We start from the raw sequence: 25,696 nt of genomic DNA on the forward strand, positions 1-25,696 counted from the left end.
ATGTGAAGATTCAGGCCTTTTTTATAGGTATTATACAAAGGAAAGTTGTACTGCAATGTCCAATCATTTAATTAAGGGGAAGTAATAGAAATAACTTCTATAGAATATGCAGAATATAAGGTTATAAGATACAGGTAAGAGGAGTGATATATTGTTATCTCAAGGAGTAATTGAAAAAGTGCTGAATGCTGCTGGCGAAACGGGCGGGGATTTTGCTGAAATCTTTGTAGAGGACAAAACCAGTAGTTCGTTAACCATGATTGGTGGTATCTTGGAAAAAGCAGTATCAGGGCGTGATTTTGGCGTAGGTATTCGTATCTTTAAAGGTTGTTTTTCAGTTTATGCCTATACAAATGATGCAAGTGAAGCTAACTTAATCAAGGTTGCTCAGAGTGCGGCGCAAGCAATGAATGGGCAACGACAAAATAGCATAATCGATTTACGTAAAAATATTATCAAAAATGTCCATGAAATAAAAATAATGCCCAATAGTATTAGCAAAAAACAAAAAATTACTTGGATGCGTAGGGCTCATGAAGGAGCAATGGGCTATGATCCAGTGATTACCCAGACGAACATTTCTTTTTCCGATTATGTACAAAATGTATTAATCGCCAATACGGAGGGCACTTATGTGGAAGATATTCGCAGCCGCAATCGTTTGGGAATTAGTGCGATGGCAACAGCTGCCTCGGAAAAGGAAACGGGGTTTGTAGGACCTGGCTATTTTGGTGGTTTAGAATATATGGAACAGCTAGATATAGAGGCATATGCCCGCGAAGCTGCCCGCAGCGCTAAGACTATAATTAACGCTGGCTTTGCTCCATCTGGAAAGTTTCCTGTTATTATTAATAATGGTTTTGGTGGTGTTCTCTTCCATGAAGCATGTGGTCATGGTTTGGAAGCAACGAGTGTTGCTTATAAGACTTCTGTCTTTGCCGAAAAATTAGGACAACTGGTTGCATCTCCCCTTGTCACGGCTTATGACGACGGGACGATACCAAATGTCTGGGGTTCTTTAAATATAGATGATGAGGGCATGCCTACAAAGAGAAACCTATTGATTGAAAATGGAGTTTTAAAGGGTTATCTTATTGATAAGCTAGGTAGCCGTAAAATGTCAATGGCGCCAACAGGGTCTGGACGTCGAGAATCGTACCGTTATGCCCCCACATCTAGAATGAATAATACCTACATTGCAGCAGGGGAATCCACTCCAGAAGAGATTATTCAAAGTACCGAGTTTGGGATCTTTGCAAAATATATGGGGGGCGGTTCCGTCAATACTGCCACTGGTGATTATAATTTTAACGTACGGGAAGGATATATGATTCGGCAAGGGAAAATTGCCGAGGCGATAAAAGGAGCTACATTAATTGGTAATGGAATGAGTACCTTACAAAAAATCGATCGAGTAGGTAATAACCTAAAACATGAAATTGGCATGTGCGGGGCAAGTAGTGGTACCGTTCCTGTCACAGTAGGGCAACCAATGGTAAGGATATCAGAGCTAACTGTAGGTGGAAGAAAGGAGGAATAAGTGTTGGATATACATAACTTTCAAAAAACATTATTTGAAAAAGGACAGAAAAGTGGCTTTAATGATATGGAGATTTTTTACTCTGCTAAGAAATCCACTACTGTAAAGGTCTTAGAGCAAGAGATTAAAGATTATGTGATAACAGAACAAGGAGGGATTTCTTTTCGCGGGATCTATCAAAACAAGATGGGATATTCCTACACAGAGAAGCTGGATGAAAAATCCGTTGCTTTTTTAATTGATGAAGCAATGAATAATGCAGGGATTATGGAAAGTGATGATCAAGAAGAATTATTTGCAGGTGCTGATTTTTATGAGAAGCTCAATCGATATTCAAAATCGGTAGCCAACGTTACGCCCCAAGAACTTATTGGGATCGCTTTTGATATGGAAAAGGCAGCATTAGCAGCAGATTCATTAGTAAAAAAGGTAATACAATGTGCTACAGCAAAAACAGAGGGCGAAACTCTGATTGCCAATACCAAAGGGCTGCATTGTCAATCAAAATATACCAATCTTTCTGCAGGCATTTATCTTATGGCAAGTGATGGGCAGCAAACAGCAACAGGTGGGGAATATGACTTCACATGGAATGATGTTACCAAAATAAATGGTAAAGAAATTGCAGAGAAGGCTGCTCAAGAAGCCGTCGCTAAATTAGGAGCAGATTCTATTATGACAGGAAATTATCCAATTATTTTTCGTTATGATACGGCCACCCAATTGCTTGACTCTTTTATTGGGAATTTTTCTGGTGAAGCAGTAGAAAAGGGATTTTCACGATTGCAAGGTAAGTTAGGGGAAAAAGTCGCTGGTGATAATATCACAATCATTGATGATCCTTTAGAAGAAGATGCACCTGGTGCAGCAAGCTTTGATGCTGAGGGGTATCCAACAAAAAGACTTGAATTGATTAAAGCAGGTACACTACGAAGTTTTTTACATAATCGGAAAACAGGAAAAAAAGCGGGAGCCGAGTCTACAGGACATGCAGCAAAAGATGGGTATAGTGGCGTGGTATCGGTAGGACCTCATAATGTATATTTGCAGCCAGGAGGGGCATCCTTTGGTGATCTCATAGAAAAAATAGACAATGGTATTCTCATAGTAGAACTGCAAGGCACGAATGCAGGCATTAATGCCATATCGGGTGATTTTTCCCTCTCCGCAATTGGCTTTATTATTGAAAACGGCAGATTAGGCCGTCCGATTAATCAGATAACCGTGTCAGGTAATTTTTATGAACTGTTAAACAATATAGAAGACATTGCAGATGATTTACAGATTAAAAGTACCGTATCATCTCCATCTATTAAAGTGAAGTCATTAACAGTAGCAGGAAAGTAAAAAAATAAGAATCACTATTTCTCGTAAGAGCGATAGTGATTCTTTCTTTTAGTTAATCTAAGAAGATCCTTTTTCAGTTACTATTTCAGAACGGGTTTCTTACAGTTCCAACGCTGTCCAAGCACATGAACTGCCAGGCCAAGCATAACGAGTAGTGCACCTACACTTTGCATAATCGATAGGGATTCACCTAAAAACAGTGCAGAACTACTCATCCCTACTAATGGCACTAAGAGGGCTAGGGGGGAGACAAGAGCTGCTGGATAACGTGATAATAACTTACCCCAGAAACCATAGCCGACTAACGTTGCAAGAAAAGATAGGTATACCAGTGAACCAATTGTAGTTAGGGTAGGAGATCGGAAGGCGATTAACCAAGCGTCATAGCCTTCTAAGAACCACGAAAGCAGCGCTAAGGGTATAATAGCCACTGCACCAGCCCAGACAACTAAGGACAACATAGAAAAAGGTGGAACACCTTGGGTAGCACGGCGCATTATGACATTACCAGTCCCCCAACAGGCTGCCGCCGCCAAGGTCAAAGCAAAGCCAGCAAGAGTCATAGTGCCTCCTTGCTGCAGGCCAATAACAGCCATACCACAAGCGGAAAGTATAAGGCCGACTAAGTGATTCCATTGCCACCTTTCACCAATCCAGGTAACCGCTACAAATAAAGTGAAGAAGGCTTGGGATTGTAATACTAAGGATGCTAAGCCAGCTGGCATACCAACCTTCATACCTAAAAAGAGAAAAGCAAACTGTCCTACATTAATCGATAGACCTAAGGCGATGAGCCAAGACCAAGACACGGGTGGTTTTGGCAGGAAAAAAATAGCAGGAATGCAGGCTAAAAGGAACCGTAAAGCACCCAGTAAAAAAGGCGGTGTATCCTGCAAACCTAATTTGATAGCAATGAAGTTAAGCCCCCAAACAGTAATGACAATCAAGCCAATCATTAAATCTCGTCTCTGCATGAAATGCTCCTTTGTGAATAAATTTCATTGATGAATGTTTTCCGACTGATATTTATAATAATATAACATGCCGTTATAAAAAGTGATAGTACAAGGTTATCAGCATGATTTGGTGTGTGCTCAATGGCTTTGTTAAAAAAACGTATTGTGAGCACAATAGCCAGAGGAAATGTATTATGATACAATCCTTATTATGATCTTTACAGGAATATAGGAAAAATGGAATCTGTATTGTATTAATTTTCTATCATGGAGGCCAAGATGAACGACCAAGAAAGGCAAGAAGAAATTCTAAGATTAGAGGAAACCCTTGAAGAAATAAAAAAACAACTTGCGTTAAGCGAGGACAATTGTATAGTGAAACAGTCTGAGCTAAAGGAGACGCTAGAAAACTATTGGGAGAAATGCGGCAGTGATGAAGCCCAGTTGGTTGAAACAGCAAATCGTCAAAGGGCAATCTCTTCCTTGACTCACAGTACTCCTCGTACATTAAGAAAGATGCTTTACTCTCCTTATTTTGGACGTATTGATTTTATTGAAGAAGATGGAAGTGCTACGCCCCAGGAAGAGCAAGTATATGTTGGTATCTCTACTCTAATGAATGAGGAAACTGGTGAATTTCTTATTTATGATTGGCGTGCACCCGTATCCAGTATGTTTTATGATTTCGGATTAGGTAAGGCGTCCTATGAATGTTCCGAGGGGACGATAGAAGGGAAAATAACCTTAAAACGTCAATATAAAATAACCAACGGTTCTATGCAGTATATGTTTAATTCTGATTTAAAAATAGATGATGAAGTTTTACAGGAAATACTGGGTAAAAGTGTTGATGATAAGATGCATACCATTATCAATAGCATTCAGCGTGAACAAAATCAAATCATCCGCGATGCAAACCATCGAGCACTTTTCGTGGAAGGTCCGGCAGGTAGCGGAAAAACTTCTGTAGCCTTACATCGTATTGCTTTCTTGCTCTATCGTGATCGGAATATTCTCAATGAAAAAAATGTTTTAATCCTTTCTCCTAACCACTTATTTAGTGATTATATTTCAAATGTGTTACCAGAAATGGGAGAAGAAAATGTACTGCGCAAGACCTTTTATGACTGTGCCTTAGAATCCATAGCTCAGCTGCCTATAAAACTTGAAACTCGCACTTTTCATTTAGAAACCGTATTATCAAATGGGAGCGGTCCAGAACAAGCGCTGCGTGCAGACAACATCCGTTTTAAGTCGTCACGTAATTTTGAGCGGATCATTGAGGAGTATATAGAATGGATGCAGTCCAACCTAGTGAATGATTATCCAGCCATTGAGTTCGGCGGGCAAACCATCTTTGCCAAGGAAGAGTGGAAACACTATTACTTGGGAAATCTTGCGAGTATGCCAGTAATTGTTCGCCTAGAAAAGATAAAACAAGTCATCGAAGATAGAATGCGCCCATTTTTCAAGAAAGTCCGTAAGGAAAAAGAAGCACAGATCGTAGCTAAGGCAGAAGAAGTTGACGAAAATACAATCAAAGCCCTTGCAAGGATAGCTGCTAGGGAAGAATTTAATTCCTTTTATGAGAAACTTAATAGATTGACTAAAATAATCCCTTTATCCGAGTATCGTCGTCTATTTAAAGGTAGCTGGCTTTTTGCTCGGTCCGAATCCAAGGCTGATTTTCCTAGAGAATGGCAAGCCATTCAAAAACAAACCCTTACTTATATCAACAACGGTACTCTTCCTTACGAAGACATTCCTGGGTTTATATACTTTCAAGGCGCATTGCAAGGTTTCCCTGTAAATCGAGATATAAAGCACTTGATCATCGATGAGGCACAAGATTATACTAGGCTCCAATTCAAAATATTGGTGACTCTCTTTCCTAACTCTACATGGACAGTGGTTGGAGATCCTGCTCAATCTGTGCATCCATTCTTAAATACGGCAAGTTTTAAAGATATGAGCGAAATCATTGGTACGGACAAATCCATTGCCTTTCGGCTGACTCGCAGTTATCGTTCGACGAAAGAAATTCAAGCTTTTTGTCAGGCCATCCTCTCTGATCCAGTAACCGTAGAAGCCATCAATCGTTCAGGAAAATTACCCTCTATCACTCAGATTGAGAAACTTCAAGAATTGGTTCCGAATCTAGTGCATGCGATAGATAATATCCAACAGGAAGGTTTGCGTTCAATCGCGATTATTTGTAAAAATACCTATCAATCTAAAAAAATCTTTTCTGATCTTAAGGAACATGTAGATCTTACTCTTGTCATTGATGAAGATGACGCTTTCCATCAAGGAATCGTTGTCATTCCTTCTTATTTAGCCAAAGGGTTAGAATTTGATGCGGTATTGGTTACTAATGTTGATGCTATTAACTACAGTCATAAGGAAGAACGTAATATTCTATATACAATTTGTACACGAACACTGCATCATCTAAGCCTTTTTTACTTAGGTAATCCTTCTCCATTCCTTAGAGAAATGGATGAGAATCTATATGAAATTTTACCAAGTCATAAATAAAAAAGACTTAGCTTGTGCCAAGTCCTCGGATGCAGGCGGAAGCCTTAGTCGTTCTTACTTGGAATCAAGAAAGTGTTATACTTTCTGATTCCGTAAAAAAAGGGGAATCAAATCCCCTTTTTCAGAAGTATTGCGAAATTTTCAATTTATGCGATAATTATAGAATAACAAAAGGAGGGCTGATTTTGGGTATCTTTTCAAGTCTGTTTTCAAAGAATACAGAAAGCAGTTCAAATGTTCGTAAATGGGTAGCAAGAGAAATAGAGACGGTTGATAGAGTGAATCCCGATGTTTATGCATTATTTGTAGGACTTATACATAACAGTATTCAGTGTGGTAAACATAATACTCAAGAAGAGGACAAGCAATTACACCAAGTGGCAATGCAGTATTTAGGAGATGCGACCATCTTTGAAATTGCCTGTTATACTTACTATCGGGTAGAGGATTGGTTAGCCCAAAACCAACCAAACTATAAGCCTGAGGAAGTGGCTCTACCCATCAAAAACTGGATAGTAGAAAAATTTTATACGACGTTTTATTTAGAGGAAGATTGGGTTCGTCACTTGTTAGAGGAACAGTTAAAACGATATAAGGATATCGCAGGTACTGAAAAAAACATTGAAAGATTGCATCTTGAGTTGGAGAAACGTATTCTAGCGACAAGAGGAGATAAATTTAATAAAGATAATTCTCCTAAAGACCCAGCAAGGGCAGCTGTTGACTCTCAGTATATTAAAAGCAGCTTGGCGAATTATGAAGAAAATTACATACCAGTAACAATAGAGAGTATAGCGGACTATTGTAAGAAAAACACTAACGAACAATTGATTCAACAACAGAATCAAGCAAAAAAACTTAGAGAAGGCCAAGGAGACAAAGATTACTTATATGGCATGGCATTATTGGCGCAGAAAGATTGGGTAAGAGCATGTAATGCCTTTACGAAAGTATTACTTACGAATCCTGATCACTATGATGCCTTAGTGCAGCGAGGTTTATTATACATTATTCAGTACCAACATGTAGATGCACTGCGTGATTTCACACGAGCAGTTGAGGTAAACCCAAATGAACCTGCCGCCTATCTTCATCGAGGTAAATGCTATCATCGAAATCTTCGGCTAAAAGATAAGTCATTGGCTGACTACTCACAAGCAATTGCCTTGGCACCCAAAGATGCAAAAGGGTATTTGGGACGTGGTGAACTATATGATGACGTAGCAATGCAGGATGAAAGACAAGCTGCAGCTGATAATGATCAAGAAAAACTTGCTTTTATTTCCAAAGAATTTTTAGCAGCGATTCATGATTATAGTCAAGTCATTACTTTAGAACCTGAACATGATGATGCATATGCCAAAAGAGCATTACTTTATGCTAGAAAGGCTCGTGTGAGTAAAAACATTGAGTTTATTGAAAATGCGATCAACGATTTTGAAAGGGCCATAAGTTTGAATTGGGAGCATGGATATTTATATAAGCAGCAAGATGAAATGAAAGAATTATTAGAAGAGCATGCCAGTTATGGCGTATAAGCTTGTCTGTATTGATGTGGATGGGACACTTCTAAATAGCAAGCATAAAATTACAGAAAGAACAAAAGAAGTTATACTAAAAGCGCATAAATTAGGTGTCCATATCGTGATAAGTACGGGGCGAATGTATACTGACGCTGAATATTATTCTAATTTAATTGGTGTAAAATCTCCGGTTATTGCATCAAATGGAGCCTTTATAAAAGAAAAAGATAATGATGCAGTGATTTACAAAGATATTCTCGGTGAGAGTTTATCACTAGACTTACTGGAAATGTTTCGTAGGCATGACATTACGCCTTATTATTGTACGCCACATAAGTTTTACTATGGAAACTTTATGTTTAAGCTTTTTTATTTAGCAAGTAAAATATTAGGCACACGCAGCAACAAGTTAGATGTGCAGTATGTTTACTCTTGGGAGCAGTGGAAAAGGGTATTACATAATGAAAAAGAGAACATTGTAAAAAGTGAGATTATATACAGAGATCCAACTTCAATTTATGAACTACGGGATGAATTAAAGAAAATGGACGAGCTGGAAATTGTGGATTCTTCCAAATATAACATTGAGATTACCCGTAAAGGCGTCTCCAAAGGAAAAGCAGTTGAAAGACTAGCTTTACTGTATGATGTAAAGCGTGAAGAGATAATGGCAATAGGCGACAGTGAAAATGATGTATCAATGATCGAATATGCAGGCATTGGCATTGCGATGGGGAATGCCGAGGATGCAGTAAAGCAAAAAGCCAATTACATAACGGATTCAAATGACAATGAAGGAGTAGCCAATGCAATAAATAAGTTTGTTTTGGGTAATTGATTTTAAACAAAAATTAAATTGAAAAAATTACGGGAAGGTTATGGTCTCATATTCTTAATCATGATAGTAGAATCAAATGAGGTAATTCGAGGCACCTTTTTGATTCAAAGACATATAATGGAATTATCATGAGAATAAATTTGAGGAGGGGTGATCATGACTGACCGTGAATTATTGGAAGTCATTTTGGAAAAGATTACTTCTAGTGAAGCCAGAATCATCACAGTTGAATCAAAACTCGATGGATTTATAACAGACTATAAAAACATAGTATATGGATTTGGCCGAGATGAAAAGGATGAATCTAAATAGGTTTATAGGGTTATGAACTAAATTGTTAATGTCAGCAGTTCCATGTTGGCTGAAACGAACTCTTGCATGATTTCAATGATAAATCTTGCAAGAGTTTATTTATTGAAAGAATAAGAAAAGACTTGGCTTGTGCCAAGTCCTCGGACGCAGGCAGAAGCCTTAGTCGTTCTTACTTGGAATCAAGAAAGTGTTATACTTTCTGATTCCGTAAAAAAGAAGTGCTAGAATTAGCACTTCTTTTTTACAATTGAAAAGGGGTTAATGCATATCATTGCAGTAAAAAATGTTTTTTAAAAAGGCTTAGACCTCAATAAGTTCATAATTTTTTGTACCAATCCCAATTTTCTCAGCATGATCAACGCAGCTCATCCAATTTGTCTCAGGATGAGTTGCCACGAAGTGATCCTGCGCGTCTTTGGAGGCTTGTTTTTTAACCTGTTCTGCTAGATAGCTTCCAGAAATAATGGGAGCTTGGTTAGCCATATCAGCACAAGCTACATCAAGTGCGACGGGGTCAAAAGAGGCAAACATACCAATGTCAGGAATAATTGGCAGATCATTTTCTGCATGACAATCACAGAAGGGGGCTACATCGATGACTAGGCTAATATGGAAATGGGGTCTATCTTTTAATACAGCCAAAGAATATTCGGCAATTTTCTTGTTGAGGACATCGTTTGATTCATCCCAGGCAGCGCCAATTGCATTAAAATGACAAGTGCCGATACATCTTCCACAGCCAACACATTTAGCATAGTCAATCTTAGCCTTTTTATCGGTTATGGTTATGGCGCTGTGAGCACAAATTTTGGCACAGGCACCACAGGCAACGCAGGCTTTATTTATTCGTGGTTTACCATCGCTGTGCATTTCCATTTTTCCTGCTCTTGATCCACAGCCCATTCCAATGTTTTTGAGTGCACCGCCGAAGCCAGTGAGTTCGTGACCTTTGAAGTGTGTCAGGCTGATTATAATATCCGCGTCCATAATGGCCTGCCCAATTTTGGCTTCTTTCACATATTCGCCACCTGGCACGGGAACATAAGCCTCATCCGTTCCTTTTAAACCATCGCCAATAATAATTTGACAGCCTGTAGTGAAAGGATTATAGCCGTTTTCATAGGCTGCATCCATATGCTCAAGAGCATCTTTGCGTCTACCTACATAGAGAGTATTGCAGTCGGTAAGGAATACCTTTCCGCCCAAGCTTTTTACCACATCGGCAATCACTTTCGAATAATTAGGTCTAAGGTAAGCAAGATTGCCTGGTTCACCAAAATGTATTTTAATTGCAGTATATTTACCCGTAAAATCAATTTGTTCGATTCCAGCTTTTCTAACCAGTTTTTCTAATTTTTGGAGTAAATTCATATTGGCTGTTGCCCGTAGATTGGTAAAATAAACTTTTGATTTCTCCATAATAGCCTCCTCTTATTTTAGCGGCACAATAAGTGCATAATTATCTTCCTATTTCTAAATTTTAACTATTAATTGCATTCTTTACAATCAAATTTTTTATAGGCACATACATTATACACCTTAGGGTAAATAGTTCGTCAAGATTATGGGAAGTTTGTACCTATTTTACCAAAATAGAACTTTTATTTTTGAATTTTGAGCAAACATGATATAATATACTTTATTATGAAATTTCCTGATCAATATTAAGTTTGGATGGTGAAATTGTGAAGATTACATGTAAAGATGTAGCAAATGTCGCGTTATTGTCGCGATTGGAATTTTCCGAAAGTGAACTTGAAACATTTACTGGACAAATGGACGCTATTTTGGAATATGCTGACGTTTTAAATAAGTTGAATGTTGATAATGTACAACCTACAGCTCACGTATTGCCTTTAAAAAATGTGATGCGGGCAGATGAAGCAAAACCCTCATTGCCTAGGGAATTAGCCTTATCAAATGCTCCTGAGCAGGAAGATGGTTATTTTAAAGTACCTAAGGTTATGGAAGGATAAGAGGAGGATAAGCATGGAGTTATTTAAACATACGGCTGGTGAATTACATACAAAATTAGTAACAAAAGAAATCTCAGCTGTAGAATTGACAAAAGCTGTACTAGGCCGGATTGATGCTGTTGAAAAAGATGTTCAGGCCTTTATTACCCAGACTCGTGAGAACGCCTTAGCCCAGGCTCAGGCAGTTGATGATAAAATTGGTCGTGGTGAGAAAATTTCTGTGTTGGCTGGTATTCCCGGCGCATTGAAAGATAATATTTGCACAAAAGGTACAAAAACCACTTGCGCCTCTAAAATTTTAGCAACCTTTGTACCTCCCTATAATGCAACAGTTACCGAAAAGCTAGCAGCAGAGGATGCTGTGGTTGTCGGCAAAGCCAATATGGATGAATTTGCCATGGGCGGGTCAACAGAAAATTCAGGTTTTTTCCCTACTCACAATCCTTGGGATTTAAGTACTGTACCAGGCGGATCAAGTGGTGGATCAGCAGCAGCTGTTGCTGCAGGACAAGCCATTTGGGCTTTAGGTTCTGATACAGGCGGATCCATTCGTCAGCCAGCAGCATATTGTGGTGTCGTAGGTCTAAAACCTACTTATGGTCGCGTCTCCCGTTATGGATTGGTAGCCTATGCTTCCTCCCTTGACCAAATTGGACCGATAACTCGTAATGTTACGGATAGCGCTCATGTGATGAACGTGATTGCTGGCTATGATGAGAAAGATTCTACTTCCATTAACACTGGAGTGCCTGACTATACGAAATCCTTAGTGAACAATATTAAGGGTTTGAAAATCGGCCTACCAAAAGAATATTTTGTTTCAGGAATGGATGCAGAAGTAGAAAGAGCAATTAATAAAGCCATTGAGCAATTGGTAGCATTAGGAGCTGAATACAAAGAAATTTCAATGCCTCATACTGAATATGCCTTATCAGCCTACTATATGATTGCACCAGCAGAAGCTAGTTCTAACTTAGCTCGTTATGACGGTGTAAGTTTTGGACATCGAGTAGAAGGTAATGATATTGTTGAAATGTATAAGAACACTCGTAGTGAGGCTTTTGGTGCAGAAGTAAAACGACGTATCATGCTCGGTACCTACGCCTTAAGTTCCGGCTATTATGATGCCTATTATTTAAAAGCATTGAAAGTTCGTACCTTAGTAAAACAGGACTTTGATAAGGCCTTTGAACAGGTCGATGTTTTAATTACGCCAACAGCACCAACAACGGCCTTTAAATTAGGCGAAAAGGCAAATGACCCTCTAGCTATGTATTTGCAGGATGTTTGCACCATTCCTGTTAACTTGTCTGGAGTACCGGCGATTTCAATCCCTTGTGGCTTTGCTGGCGGCATGCCTATTGGTATGCAGATCATTGGTAAACCACTTGGTGAAGAAACATTGCTCCGTACGGCTTATACTTTTGAACAAAATAACGACTACCACAAGGGCTTTGCAACCCTAGGGGAGGTTAAATAGATGGATTATGAAGTAGTAATCGGTTTAGAAATTCATACAGAGTTAAAGACAAATTCAAAAATTTTCTGCGGATGTAGTACAAAATTTGGTTCTGACCAAAATACCAATGTTTGTCCAGTCTGTTTAGGATTACCTGGCGTACTGCCAGTTATTAACGAAAAAGTCGTAGAATTTGCCATTCGGGCAGGGTTGGCTTTGAACTGTGAAATTTTACCTTTCAGTAAGTTTGATCGTAAAAACTATTATTATCCTGACTTGCCGAAGAACTTCCAGACTTCTCAATATGATCTGCCCATTGCAGTAAATGGTCATTTGGATATTGAGGTCAATGGGGAAACCAAACGTATTGGCATTACCCGTATTCATATGGAAGAAGATGCTGGAAAGTTAGTACATTCTGGTGCTACGATTAATACTTCTGACTATGCTTTAGTAGATTATAATCGTACAGGTGTACCTCTACTTGAGATTGTTTCGGAACCAGACCTTCGTTCTGCGGAAGAGGCCAAAGCCTATTTAGAAAAAGTAAAGGCTATATTAGAATACTTAGATGTGTCTGATTGCAAAATGGAAGAAGGCAGTTTGCGTTGTGATGCTAATATATCACTTCGTCCAAGAGGACAAACCACTCTTGGTACCAAGGCAGAAATCAAGAACTTAAATTCCTTCCGATCTGTGCAACGGGGCCTAGAATATGAAATTGCTCGTCAAGAAGATCTTCTTGATGATGGTGGAAAAGTAATTCAAGAGACACGTACTTGGGATGAGAACAAGGGAATGACAGCTTCTATGAGAAGTAAAGAACAGGCTCATGATTATCGTTACTTGCCAGAGCCAGATCTAGTACCTATCGTTGTAGATCCTGTAAGAGTGGAAGAAATTCGCACAAATCTGCCTGAATTGCCAGATGCGCGTAAACAACGTCTCATGGATGCCTATGGTTTATCAGAGTATGATGCCAATGTGATTACTGCGAGTAAGTCCATGGCTGATTATTTTGATCAAAGTGTACAGGCTAATGGCGATGCAAAAACAGTAGCCAATTGGTTGATGGGTGAAGTATCAAAGCATTTAAATAATGAAGGCATTAGCATTTTAGAATGTCCTGTTTCGCCAGAACAATTGACAGAATTACTGGCTTTAATCGAGAAAGGTACTATTTCTAATAAAATAGCAAAAGCTGTATTTGAAGAAATGTGGGTCAGTCGTAAAGCTCCAGAAGTTATTGTCAAGGAAAAAGGTTTGGTACAGATTTCAGATACTAGCGAAATTGTTGCTATCGTTGATAGTGTAATTGCTGCAAATCCTCAGTCTGTAGCTGACTTTAAAGCAGGTAAGGATAAAGCAATCGGGTTCTTAGTCGGACAAATTATGAAACAAACTAAAGGCCGGGCTAATCCAGACATGGTAAATAATTTATTACGAGAAAGATTATAAAGAAGACTTGATTCAGATGGAGTTTTAACTCCATCTGAATCTTAGCCCTTCTTATCCAGGGACTTAGCCGCTCTTAACTCCCACTTATATAAGATGGGAGTCTTAGAGCGGTTTAGTCATCGGATAAAATGAGAGAGAAAGTAGCTTTCGTGTCAAAACCAAGACACGGAAGCTACTTTTTTGTGTTTAAAAATTTCCAAGGATGAAAGATAAGTTGGACGTGCATAATGGTATTAATATGTCTTGTCTATAAAGAGGTAAAAATATGATATATGATAAAGTTCCTTGGAATCTTAAGGCAGTTTTGTCAATTCATATATTACGATTGTTGGTTGGCTTGCTATTAGTAAGAGTACTTTACCCTCTAATTTTTGTCGTTACACCTTTTGTAGTGGAAGTAACAGACCGAATAGTAGTATTAATACTAGTTTATTTGACGGTACGCAGTTGTAATGGAAATTTCCGTAGTTTAGGTTTTTCATTGGAACATCTTACAGCAAATGTAGTACAAGGTTTATTGGTTGGTTTTTTATTGTTAGGAGTCAGCATATTTAGTGAGAAACTATATACAACTGTTCTTTTTGTAACACCTAGTCCACATCCATTACTGGTACAAGTAGAAAACGCTGCTTCCTGGCGAGATTTAGCGATACCGTTATTCTTAGCGGGTGTTTTGGCGCCTTTAACGGAAGAAATACTGTATCGATTATTTACCTTTTTACCGATGAAAGAACGTTGGGGTTTCTGGGGTGGAGCCATAGTTAGTTCCTTAATATTTGCACTCATGCACTTTAATCTCTATTGGCTGGGTGAAATGATTGTTGTGGGAGTCGGTTTATCATTTGTTTATTACTGGACAGGATCATTGATTAGCGCAATCATTGCTCATTCTGTAATTAATACATCAAAAATTTTACTGTTGTTTTGGGGTATATCATTTATATGAAAGGGAGATGAAAGGTATGCCGAAGTGTCAATTTTGTGGTAATATGAAAAGTTTTGGTGCAAGTAAGATCCCGCCGTCAGCTACCTGTGCCAATGGCCCTATTTCAGGAATCATAGGGGAATTTAATCAAGAAAAGGAACTGATCTTTATGCATAGTTCAGGTGCTACAAAAGCCATTATCAATGCAGTAAGTCAGAATCCGCAAGAATTTTTTGATGTGTGTGTTCGCTGCGGAGAAACTTCTATAGCTTGGGATGATTATGCATAATCGCCGATAGAAGAACTTGGTAAAGGTAAAAGGGGTTTTGACCAAACAAGTCGAAGTGATTACTATTAAAATGTGAAAAAGGGGAGCGGTACGATGACCAAATATCCTGAACTGCCAGTAGATAAGCTCCGTTTTACCTGTGATGAAACTTTATTTAATTTTGAAACTACAGCCAGTATATCTCCTCTTGATGTAATGATTGGCCAAAAACGTGCAGTGAAGGCTGTTGAATTTGGTTTGTTTGCCAAAAACCAAGGATACAATATATTTATCTCTGGATTGGTGGGTACTGGGAAAATCACTTATGCCAAGTCGGCTGTTGCTAAAGTTGCTCAAGAACAACAGACACCAGGTGATTGGTGTTATGTAAATAATTTTAAGAACAGTAGCCAACCCATTGCCTTACTATTGCCGCCAGGTTTGGGACATGTCTTTTGCAAAGATATAGAAGATTTGATTGAGGACATTAAAACAGAAGTAGGGAAAGTTTTTAGTAGTGATGACTATGAAAGCGCAAAAAATGAAACAATCAAATCATTTCAAGAACGACGCACTGTTATCATCGATTCCTTTAATCAAAAGGCTAGCGAATACGGTATATTGCCTCAGTGGTCAACGACAGGCTTCGTTGGCATGCCAATGAAAGATGGTAAAACTCTTTCCCCTGAAGAATTTCAGTCATTAGACAAAGAAGAAAGAGAAGCTACTGAAAAAAAATTGCTCTCTGTTCATGAAAAAGCTATGGAAGTAATTCGGCGTATGCAAGATCTAGAACGGGAAATGCGCGAGGAAATCCGCAAACTGGATGGAAAAGTAGGTTTGTATGCCGCAGGTAACATGATTGATGAAGTCAGGCAAAAATACCAAGAACATAGTACAGTTGTAGAATATTTAGAAGCTATCAAAGCAGATGTTGTAAAAAACATTAGTGATTTTAAAGCCAATAGTGGCGAGGATGACCAAAGCAATCCTTTTGCTTTTCTCAAAAAGAATACCCAGGATTCTATCCGGGATAAATATAAAGTCAATTTGTTAGTGGATAATCGAGAGCTTAAAGGTGCTCCTGTCATTGTAGAATCAAATCCAACCTATTATAACTTAGTAGGCAGAGTTGAGTACGAAACTCGTATGGGGATGGTAAGTACTGATTATACGATGATCAAAGCAGGGGCACTGCATAAAGCTAATGGTGGTTATCTTATTTTAAATGCCCGAGATGTGTTAACCAACATGGGGGCATGGGAAGCTTTAAAGCGGATTATAAAAACACAAAAATTATATGTAGAAAATCTTAGTGAACAATATGGTATGGTTGCTATGGCTACTCTTAAACCACAAGCTGTACCAATCAATGTCAAAGTAATTTTGATTGGTAACCCCTATTTATATTATTTAATGTATAATCATGATGAAGATTTTGGCAAACTATTTAAAATCCATGCTGATTTTGATACGCAAATGGACAGAAACGAAGATAATGTTAAAAAAATGGCAGGTTTCATTAGCTCAGCTATTGAAACGAAAGAGTTAAAGCATTTTGACCGTTCTGCTGTGGCTAGAATGGTAGAGTATTCTTGCCGTTTGGCCGGAAGTCAAAAAAAATTAACAACTCGGTTCAGCGAAGTCGTCAAAATTTTATGTGAAGCTGATATTTGGGCTACTATGGACAAGAGTGATATTGTAACAGGGAAACATGTGAAACAAGCCATCGAAGAAAAAAGATATCGATCAAATAAATACGAAGAGCACTTGCAGGAAATGATAGCTGATGGTAAACTCATGATTGACACAGAAGACCGAAAGGTTGGTCAAGTGAATGGTTTGGCTGTCATGGCAGTTGGAGAGTACATGTTTGGTAAACCTTCTCGAATCACCGCCAATACTTATATGGGAAAAGGCGGTATTGTAAATATTGAACGGGAAACCAAAATGAGCGGTACAAGCCATAGCAAAGGTGTGCTAATTTTAAGTGGTTATATCGGGCAAAAATATGCTCAGGAGTATCCTTTAGCTCTTACAGCAAGCTTAACATTTGAACAATTGTATGGCGGAGTAGATGGGGATAGTGCTTCTAGTACTGAATTATATGCGCTGCTATCAAGTTTATCAGGTGTTCCTATAAAACAATCGATTGCCATTACTGGATCTGTAAATCAAAAAGGGGAAGTGCAGCCTATTGGCGGCGTTACAGAAAAAATCGAAGGATTCTTTAGTGTATGTAAGATTAAAGGCTTAACTGGTGAACAAGGTGTTATGATTCCTCATCAGAATGTGGATGAATTGGCTTTAAATGATGAAGTAATTGAAGCAGTAAGTCAAGGGAAGTTTCATATCTGGGCGGTCAAGACAATTGATCAAGGGATAGAAATTTTGACAGACGTACCAGCAGGCGAAATGCAAGAGGATGGCACCTATCCTTCTGGTAGTATACATTACTTAGTCAATCAGCAATTGAAAGAATATACAGATCGCCTTATTAAATTAAGTAAAGCGGCAGAAGAAAGCAAAGCTCAATAATCCCTGCTATAAATAGAAGGGTGCCTTAGTTGGCACCCTTTGTTTCTATGATGAAGGGCATCTATTTTGTAAAGTTATAAGTAGAAAGGTGATAATAAGTGGAAAAACAAATACAACCTGTAACAAGAAATAATACATATACATTTGATATTGTCAGTTTAGGTCATAGTGGTGAAGGTGTAGGAAAATATGAAGGTTTTACTGTCTTTGTGCCCTATGGTTTACCAGGAGAAACAGTAGAAGTTGTAATTACAGAAGTGAAAAAGAGCTATGCCAAAGGTAAATTAAAAAGGGTAGTAAAAGCGGCAGACATGCGATGTCAACCTAAATGCCCTATTTATTATCAGTGTGGCGGTTGCCAATTACAACATGTTGATTATAAAGAACAGCTTGCTTTAAAACGACAAACTGTAGTAGATGCTGTTACTCGTATTGGGAAACTGGCAGAGGTGGTAATTCATCCTACCATCGGTGCAGAAGATTCTTGGTATTATCGTAATAAGATGCAATTTCCTATTGGTACGGTTCAGGGGAAAATTGCCGTAGGCTGTTTTGCTCAAGGAACTCATAATATTATTAATACAGAGCATTGCTTTATTCAGCATGAGGCTAATAATCTTGTTGCTCAGACTGTGCAGCAAATCATAACTGAACTAGGAATTAGTACGTACGATGAGCGTACAGGGCGCGGAACTATGCGTCATGTATTAGGGCGGGTGGGAACGGCTACTGATGAAGTAATGGTAGTGTTGGTAACGGCAACCTATGAATTGCCGCACCAAGAGAAGATTATCGCAGCCTTACGCCAAAGAATCCCTAATCTAGTAAGCATTGTACAAAATATAAACACCAATCGCACCAATGTGATTCTAGGGAATCGTACAAAAACCTTATGGGGAGAAAATTCGATAACGGATAGACTCGGCGAATTCATTTTTCACATTTCACCTCGATCCTTCTTCCAGGTCAATACGAAACAAGCAGAAGTGCTGTATAATAAAGCCGTAGAATATGCCGGATTATCAGGACATGAAACGGTTATTGATGCATATTGCGGCACTGGTACCATCACTCTGTTTTTAGCGAAACATGCGAAAAAAGTATATGGTATTGAAATCGTGGAACCAGCGACTCGTGATGCACGTCATAATGCAGAGATCAATCAGGTAGATAATGTAGAATTTATTACAGGGGATATGGTTAATGTAATGCCACAAATGTCTAAGGACGGGATTCGTCCTCATACCATTGTTGTCGATCCACCAAGGGCGGGTTGTGACAAGAATGTATTAGAAGCCTTTGCATCGATGAACCCTGAACGTATTGTCTATGTCTCTTGTAATCCTTCTTCCTTATCAAGAGATCTGGCTATCTTAGAGGAATACGGGTACAAAACAAAAGAGATTCAGCCAGTTGATATGTTTTCACATACGTATCATGTGGAGTGCGTGGCGTTGATAGAGCGGAAGTAGGTAGTAATGCGGACTGTCACAGTTTTAGTTAATTTTACAAGTGTGTAATTATGTTCGCTCAGACTCCGGTTTGAGCGATTTTTTGTTTAGGGGTGTTGCCCAGTAGAGGGGATTCGTGTAAAGGTATTGAATATTATAGTGAAATGATACTCATGCAGTTTTTCCTGCTATTGAAGTAAGAGATATGATCGCATATAAGGGTATTCAGTTGCTGAATGTATTATTTATAATATAGTATTAGCCCAAATAAGACCATGCAACGGTTTCAAAAATTTAACACTAACGGATTAATTAGAGGAGGATACATTATGAAAATTTCAAAGAAAGATGCGTTGATATGGTTTGATTTTTTTTCGCAATTGCCTGAGGAAGAGGAACTTATGATAAAACAACAAGAAATCATTTACGCTACCTTTGCACAAATTGAGGCAGCGATCGAACATAGAAATGATATGTTAATGTCGGAAATTAAAAGTTTAAAAACGTTGGAGAATAGAACTTTTTTTGTGGGAAATGAAAGTAAATTCGCAAAAGGCTGTCGTTCTTGCTTGTTAGGCACTGGACTCAGTGCTATTAGAAAAACGAACAAATGTAACATAGAGTGTAAGTTCTGTTATAATTATGGAGAACTAGACGATATTCCTCCAGTTGGCGAAGGTATGTGGGAAATTGGAGGCACAAAATTTTATGAGAAGGATATTGATTTACTTCTTTCCATCCACCAGAAACCCACTGGCATTTCCTACGTTTATTTAGAACCATTCATAGAAATTGAAAAATACTATCCTGTAATAAAGAAATTTAGAGATGCTCAAATTCATCAACATCTATATACAAATGGCATCTTAGCTACGGAAGAGACGCTGAAGGCATTGGGTGAAGCTGGTCTTAACGAGATACGTTTTAACCTGGGTGCTTCTAAGTGTTCAGATAAAGTTATTGAGAATATTGGAATAGCAAAAAAATATATTAAAAATGTAGGTATTGAAACGCCAATGACTCCTGAGTTTTTCGAGGCTTTTTTAAAGAAAAAGCAAGCAATCTTTGAAACAAAACTCGATTTTATCAATTGTGCAGAATTACATTTAAATGAGAATAACATAGACAATTATTATGGGGAAAATATGTATATTTCCAGACATGGCTATATATCTCCAATTTGGAGTAGGGAATTAACTCTGAAATTCATGAAAATAGCCGATGAAGATAAGTGGGATTTAGTAGTACATGATTGCTCAAATAATACAAAATTTGCTAGAGATTTAAATTTGAGCAGCAAAGAGGGTAAATGGTTCGGAGCCAGTAATTATGCCGGTGAGTTTTCCAGGATTCCATATGAAGTATTTTTACCAATACTGCGTGATGACAAATTCGAATTTTTAAGTGAAGAAGAATTGCCTGACGGCTATAAACCAGGAGAGATGATTTTTTAGAAAGTCTTGTCAATTGATACTGGGGTGGTTGTGGGAGACCTTTCGAGAAACACCATGAATAACTATTAAAGGAATTTATCACTCTAATATAATGACAACAGTATTAATAATGCAATTATAAGAAAGGTGGTAGACTTATGAAAGATATTACTGTACTTATAACGGATTGGTGCCCTCATTGTAAAAGGGCAATTAATTGGATTGATGAAGTAAAGCAAGAGAAACCGGAATATAAAGACATTAAAGTAGAAATCATTGATGAAGAGAAGACTCCTGCAATTGCAAAGCAATACGATTATTATTATGTTCCAACTTATTATGTAGAAAAGCGTAAAATTTTTGAAGGTGGCACTACTAAAGATATTGTACGTAAAGTGTTTGAAGAAGCCATTAAAACAGATATTTAACTTTATGATATTCATTACTATGGCATTCTGGATCGGACTAGGGGAACCCATGGGGATGTTGCTTTTTTGACTTCTAATACCGCTCTCACTGACTCTTAAAAATAGAGGTGTCGTGGGGGTGTCAAACCTCCTAATTTATCGTATATTAGTATCAAGCTCCTATTACAACACATGTTGAGTGTGTGGCGTTGATAGAGAGGGAGTGGCTGAATTTAAAAGGTTTGCTGGTTTTAGAGTAATTTTATATGTGTGTTATGTTCGCCTATACTTTGGTTTAGGCGAATTTTTTTATTAAAACGACACCACTAGAAATTTAGCAGAGTCAGTTTAATAAACGAAACGTCAAGCAAAAGCTTGGTTTTGATAGTTTGGAAACTACTGAGAAAATAACTTGTGAAATCGGCAAATTATTTGAAATGCTGTATATGCGTTTTCGGTTTTATTTATTTAGGGAAAAGCATAGTGTAGTACGAGAATAGAGGTGAGGTCGATTATATATACTGTTATGTTAATTGCCACCTGTTCCCGTGGCATTTGAGGAGGTTAACATTAACTATGTCAATCATACTATGTGACAATTTACCAAAATCCAATATGGATCTTGTAAATATGCAACAGGAAAATGCATTAAAGCGGACCAGTGAAAGCGAGGACATTGCCCATACACTAGAAAGCAAGAACCCCCTTGAAGTAGAAACCGATGATCTAGTTACCGGAATTTCAAAAGAATCAGAATTAGCCGGCTATAGGCCTGAGGAAATGTTGGTGGCAGAGCTACGTAATGAATGGTATGAAGACTTAGCTGGCTATGATCCAACTTTTCTTGATAACAGTGTTACAGTGCCTCTGCCGAAGTTGCGATCTGATCTTGAACAAGACATCGCTCTCCTGAAGAACGGTCATACAGTGCTAAATTATACGCATTTTTCCATCCTCATGAGCAAATCACGCCGTTTAGCGTATTATACGGCGGTTAATATTCATGGAGATCTACTCGTTAAGGTCAAGCGCACCAAAGACGAGTGGTACTTCGATCCGCGTATCGAACGAGAATATCAATGTGGACCGGAATTATATAAAAAAAGCGATTTTACCCGGGGACATCTTGTACGCAGGCGTGACCCGGCATGGGGCGAATCGGCAAAAAAGGCCAACAAAGATACTTTTCATTTCACAAACTGCTCTCCGCAACATCAAAACTTGAACCAAAAAACATGGCTAGACTTAGAGGATTATATACTAAATAATGCTGATACATTCAATCTTAAGGTCACAGTATTTACCGGCCCAGTATTCCGCATAGATGATATGTTTTACCGTGGTTTTCAAATTCCAGCCGAGTTTTGGAAAGTAGTTGTAATGGTTAAGACTGATGGCACCCTGTCTGCAACAGCCTATTTACAGACACAAAAAAATCTTCTCCGGGACTATGAATTTGCTTATGGAAGTTATAAGACCTACCAAGTGCCAATCTCCAATATTGAAAATTTGACGGGGCTGAATTTTGGCGATTTACGAAGCTATGATCTGCTTGGTCGTATTAAAGCAACTACGGATCATCTTGAACCCACAATTGTTCACGTTATAGAGAATCCCGAAGATATTAAGCTCTGATGTGATTCAATATTTAGTAGTGAATTTGAGTTCTTTAATAAAAGTTAGAAATATTACGGGGTATTAAGTACTGCGTGTGTTCAACCCATGAAGAAATAAATTATAATCCTATTAGAAACATTGGTTGTTGTGGAGTATAATTCCATTAACGACTAATGTTTTTTTGTAAAAAAAGCCTTAAATATAAAAACATTTAATTAGGCTATAAAAGGGGTCTAAATAGGTGCTTATTAGATCCTATTTAACCTATTATTGTGCATTTAATAACTAAATTATCCTAATTTCCCTTATTTTAATAGTATCCAAATATTAGATTGGGGAGTTGTTATTAAAAAAAAAGACCTAGAACTAAGAAAGAATAAGGAGTTAAGCTAAATGAAATAAAAAATATTCTGAAATCTTTTGATTATAAGAAATATGGCATAATAATTGCAAATAATAAAATATGTCATATTTATGGAATATTTAAAAATATTTCATAAAAGATAAAAGTAGACTCATTGATCTAAAAAAAGGGGGCTATTAATCTAGGAAATATAATAGTTATTTGTTAATCCAAAGTTGATGAATAAATTTCTTTATTTGTAAAATCGGAAAAATTTACTAAAAAAAATAATTGTGTTATAATCTAATGCGGTGTGACTAAATATATCAAATAAGAAGGTGGTAAATTTTATGGATCATAAATTATCGAAAGAGGCATATGGTGGCGTAGCTGGTAAAGACTACGTTCCTTACGTTTCAAGTGGTTCTAACTCTGGTGGAAATGTTGCTGTATTAATAATTGGTATTATTTTAGCTGTTTTATTCGCAGCATCTACTGCCTATTCAGGCATGAAATCAGGTCTTACAGTTGCAGCCGGTATACCTGGATCTATAATAGGTTCAGGATTTATAGCTGCATTTGCTAAGCAAAAAGGTATTCTTGGAAAAAACTTACTTCAAGGTATGTCAAGCGGTGGAGAATCTGTTGCCAGTGGTGTTATATTCGTTTTACCAGCAATCCTTTTAATAGGTTCTCAAGTTAGTTTCTTAGAAGGTTTTGTTGTTGGTGTAGGTGGCGTTTTATTTGGTGTAGGAGCTGCTTCACTGGTTTATAATTATTTAATTGTTGAAGAACATGGTAAATTAATGTACCCAGAGTCAATGGCCATATCTGAAACACTTGTTGCTTCAGAAGGTGCTGGAGAATCTATGAAGTACATGGGAATCGGTTTCGGAATTGGCGGTCTCCTAACAGTTGTAACGGAGTCATTTTTGAATGTCGCAAACAACGTGATCAGCTTTGTAAATGAGAGCTTCTACAAATGGAAATTTCAAGTTGAAGTAAGCCCAATGCTATTAGGTATTGGATTTATAGTTGGTTTGGAAGTCTCTTTAACTATGTTTGCGGGCTCAATATTATCAAATTTTTGTATTATGCCTTTAATCGGTTATTTTGCTGAACTTGGTAGAGAAGGTGCAACTGTATGGAATAACCCTAGTGTTGGGATAAGCTCTATGCAGGTTAAGCACATTGCTGGCAGTTATGTAAAATATATCGGTGCAGGCATTATGCTTTCTGGTGGTTTGATAGGTGCTATAAAACTTATACCTACTATCGTATCATCGATAAAGGAAACTCTAAATGCTAAAGCTGGAAATGGTGCTGATAGTTCATCTGTTGGAAACATGATATTGTTTGGTGGTATAATTCTAGCTTTCATAGGAGGCTTTGTAGTATCCGGTGGTAATATCTCGATGGCAATAACAGCTGCTATTTTATCATTATTTTTATCATTATTATTTGTTATCGTTGCAGGCCGTTTAACAGGTACTATAGGAACTTCAAATCTTCCTGTATCTGGTATGACTATCGCTTCTATCGTTCTTGTAACTTTATTATTCGTTATAATGAGATGGGTAAATCTTGAAAGCAACAAATCGTTACTGCTATTTGGTACATTTATAGTTACTGCTATATCAATGGCTGGTGGTTACTCACAATCACAAAAAGTTACATATATAATCGGTGGTAACAAAAACGAAATGCAGAAATACTTTACGATTGCTAGTATTTTTGGTGTTGCAGTAGTAGTTGGTACTATATTATTACTTTCCAACCAGCTTTCAATGACTGGTGATAATGTTCCATTTGCACTGCCTCAGGCTAATTTAATGTCAACATTAACTGATGGTATTATGTCAGGTAAATTACCTTGGGTTATGGTTATTGTGGGTGCTGTTATGGGAGTCGTTTTATTCTTATTAAACCTTCCTATTATGACAGTGGCAATTGGATTCTATCTGCCAATCTCTACAACTTCTATTATCTTATTAGGTGCATTAGTTAAAGTGTTAGTAGAAAAAACTTGTAAATCTGAAAAAGAAAAAGAAACGAAAGTTTCAAATGGTATTAGTTTATCTTCTGGACTTGTTGCCGGTGGTTCTATTATAGGACTGATCGGTATCATCCTTCAAGTAACAGGTGTTATAAAGGAAGCCAGTCCAAGTGGATTTGCTGCTTCGAATGGAATGGCATTTATAATGTTAATAGCTCTGGTAGTGTTAACTATAATACCCATCATTACGGGTAAGGTAAAAAATGCACAGAAATAACCAAGATATTTTAAGTATAATATTTAAAATTTCTGATGGCTTAGAATACGAAGTAAGTATAGACAATATTGTTATTATGCTTGAAAAACAAGATCATAAGATCCAAAAGTTCTTTAGAAAACTTAAATTTAGAATTCCAGAATATAAAAAAACTTATCTGGATGAATATGGAAGCTATGTATTTCTACTGATAGATGGCATGAAAACAGTAAAAGAGATTGGAGAAAATCTAGAAGCCAAGTATGGTGATAAAGCTCACCCGCTTTATGAAAGATTATTATTATTCTTAAACCATATCCATGTTAATTGTCACTATATAGAAAAAACGAATTTCTAGTCAATAAAGATGGCACTACGCTGTAGTTGCCATCTTTATTATATATACGTATACGTTGTAACAAAAAAGTCTGCAACGTTAAAACGTTACAGACGTTACTATCAGTTATGAACATACTAAGAGACACGAAGGCGAGTTTTGCATAATCCCATCGCTT

General features: G+C 37.6%; 20 protein-coding genes. 18 read left to right on the top strand and 2 right to left on the bottom strand.

Translation table 11 applies throughout. The annotated features are described in order from the left end of the window. Positions 1–151 precede the first annotated feature (151 nt). A complete protein-coding gene (locus QSJ81_RS24705; RefSeq protein WP_285719985.1) occupies positions 152–1,540 on the top strand; it encodes a TldD/PmbA family protein in 1,389 nt (462 codons plus the stop codon). A gap of 3 nt (positions 1,541–1,543) precedes the next feature. Further along, a complete protein-coding gene (locus tag QSJ81_RS24710; protein WP_285719986.1) occupies positions 1,544–2,887 on the top strand; it encodes a TldD/PmbA family protein in 1,344 nt (447 codons plus the stop codon). Between the two features lie 80 nt (positions 2,888–2,967). On the opposite strand, the gene QSJ81_RS24715 is transcribed toward QSJ81_RS24710, so the two are convergent. Continuing rightward, a complete protein-coding gene (locus tag QSJ81_RS24715) occupies positions 2,968–3,861 on the bottom strand; it encodes an EamA family transporter (RefSeq protein WP_285719987.1) in 894 nt (297 codons plus the stop codon). A gap of 261 nt (positions 3,862–4,122) precedes the next feature. Between QSJ81_RS24715 and QSJ81_RS24720 the strand changes: the two genes are divergently transcribed. From QSJ81_RS24720 to QSJ81_RS24735, 4 genes are all read left to right on the top strand, one after another. Continuing rightward, positions 4,123–6,381, top strand: coding sequence for a HelD family protein (locus QSJ81_RS24720; RefSeq protein ID WP_285719988.1), 2,259 nt, complete (start codon positions 4,123–4,125; stop codon positions 6,379–6,381). 185 nt (positions 6,382–6,566) lie between these two features. Further along, complete coding sequence (locus QSJ81_RS24725) at positions 6,567–7,919, top strand: tetratricopeptide repeat protein (protein WP_285719989.1); 1,353 nt, start codon at positions 6,567–6,569, stop codon at positions 7,917–7,919. Next, complete coding sequence (locus tag QSJ81_RS24730; protein ID WP_285719990.1) at positions 7,909–8,742, top strand: Cof-type HAD-IIB family hydrolase; 834 nt, start codon at positions 7,909–7,911, stop codon at positions 8,740–8,742. Before QSJ81_RS24725 ends, QSJ81_RS24730 begins: the two co-directional genes overlap by 11 nt. 156 nt (positions 8,743–8,898) lie before the next feature. Beyond that, complete coding sequence (locus tag QSJ81_RS24735) at positions 8,899–9,054, top strand: hypothetical protein (RefSeq protein WP_285719991.1); 156 nt, start codon at positions 8,899–8,901, stop codon at positions 9,052–9,054. Positions 9,055–9,354: 300 nt separating this feature from the next. Here QSJ81_RS24735 and QSJ81_RS24740 read toward each other — a convergent pair whose 3' ends face one another. After that, positions 9,355–10,473 carry a DUF362 domain-containing protein gene (locus QSJ81_RS24740; RefSeq protein WP_285719992.1) on the bottom strand — a complete coding sequence of 373 codons (1,119 nt, stop codon included), beginning with the start codon at positions 10,471–10,473 and terminating at the stop codon, positions 9,355–9,357. 266 nt (positions 10,474–10,739) lie between these two features. On the opposite strand from QSJ81_RS24740, the gene gatC reads away from it, so the two are divergent. The 12 genes from gatC (at position 10,740) to QSJ81_RS24800 (ending at position 25,539) form a co-directional block, all read left to right on the top strand. Continuing rightward, positions 10,740–11,030 carry an Asp-tRNA(Asn)/Glu-tRNA(Gln) amidotransferase subunit GatC gene (gene gatC, locus QSJ81_RS24745; RefSeq protein WP_038669693.1) on the top strand — a complete coding sequence of 97 codons (291 nt, stop codon included), beginning with the start codon at positions 10,740–10,742 and terminating at the stop codon, positions 11,028–11,030. A gap of 13 nt (positions 11,031–11,043) precedes the next feature. Beyond that, positions 11,044–12,510: an Asp-tRNA(Asn)/Glu-tRNA(Gln) amidotransferase subunit GatA gene (gatA, locus tag QSJ81_RS24750; RefSeq protein WP_285719993.1), complete on the top strand. Its 1,467-nt coding sequence runs from the start codon at positions 11,044–11,046 to the stop codon at positions 12,508–12,510. Continuing rightward, entirely contained in the window at positions 12,511–13,947 is a 1,437-nt protein-coding gene (gatB, locus tag QSJ81_RS24755) for an Asp-tRNA(Asn)/Glu-tRNA(Gln) amidotransferase subunit GatB (RefSeq protein ID WP_285719994.1), read from the top strand. 265 nt (positions 13,948–14,212) lie between these two features. After that, positions 14,213–14,893 carry a CPBP family intramembrane glutamic endopeptidase gene (locus QSJ81_RS24760; protein ID WP_285719995.1) on the top strand — a complete coding sequence of 227 codons (681 nt, stop codon included), beginning with the start codon at positions 14,213–14,215 and terminating at the stop codon, positions 14,891–14,893. Between the two features lie 16 nt (positions 14,894–14,909). After that, positions 14,910–15,161: a hypothetical protein gene (locus QSJ81_RS24765; protein ID WP_038669700.1), complete on the top strand. Its 252-nt coding sequence runs from the start codon at positions 14,910–14,912 to the stop codon at positions 15,159–15,161. Between the two features lie 93 nt (positions 15,162–15,254). Then, positions 15,255–17,678, top strand: a complete 2,424-nt coding sequence (locus QSJ81_RS24770) for a Lon protease family protein (RefSeq protein WP_285719996.1) — start codon at positions 15,255–15,257, stop codon at positions 17,676–17,678. Between the two features lie 98 nt (positions 17,679–17,776). Further along, positions 17,777–19,150, top strand: a complete 1,374-nt coding sequence (gene rlmD, locus QSJ81_RS24775) for a 23S rRNA (uracil(1939)-C(5))-methyltransferase RlmD (protein WP_285719997.1) — start codon at positions 17,777–17,779, stop codon at positions 19,148–19,150. Positions 19,151–19,458: 308 nt separating this feature from the next. Beyond that, positions 19,459–20,583, top strand: coding sequence for a radical SAM protein (locus QSJ81_RS24780; protein ID WP_285719998.1), 1,125 nt, complete (start codon positions 19,459–19,461; stop codon positions 20,581–20,583). 137 nt (positions 20,584–20,720) lie between these two features. Continuing rightward, the gene (locus QSJ81_RS24785; RefSeq protein ID WP_285719999.1) at positions 20,721–20,990 is read left to right on the top strand and encodes a thioredoxin domain-containing protein; all 270 of its coding nucleotides are present in this window, start codon (positions 20,721–20,723) and stop codon (positions 20,988–20,990) included. A gap of 555 nt (positions 20,991–21,545) precedes the next feature. Next, entirely contained in the window at positions 21,546–22,604 is a 1,059-nt protein-coding gene (locus QSJ81_RS24790; RefSeq protein WP_285720000.1) for a DNA/RNA non-specific endonuclease, read from the top strand. Between the two features lie 675 nt (positions 22,605–23,279). Further along, a complete protein-coding gene (locus QSJ81_RS24795) occupies positions 23,280–25,202 on the top strand; it encodes an OPT family oligopeptide transporter (RefSeq protein ID WP_285720001.1) in 1,923 nt (640 codons plus the stop codon). Continuing rightward, a complete protein-coding gene (locus QSJ81_RS24800) occupies positions 25,189–25,539 on the top strand; it encodes a PqqD family protein (RefSeq protein WP_285720002.1) in 351 nt (116 codons plus the stop codon). The genes QSJ81_RS24795 and QSJ81_RS24800 overlap by 14 nt, the downstream gene beginning before the upstream one ends. Positions 25,540–25,696 lie beyond the last annotated feature (157 nt).

The organism is Pelosinus sp. IPA-1, assembly GCF_030269905.1.
Taxonomy (GTDB): domain Bacteria; phylum Bacillota; class Negativicutes; order DSM-13327; family DSM-13327; genus Pelosinus.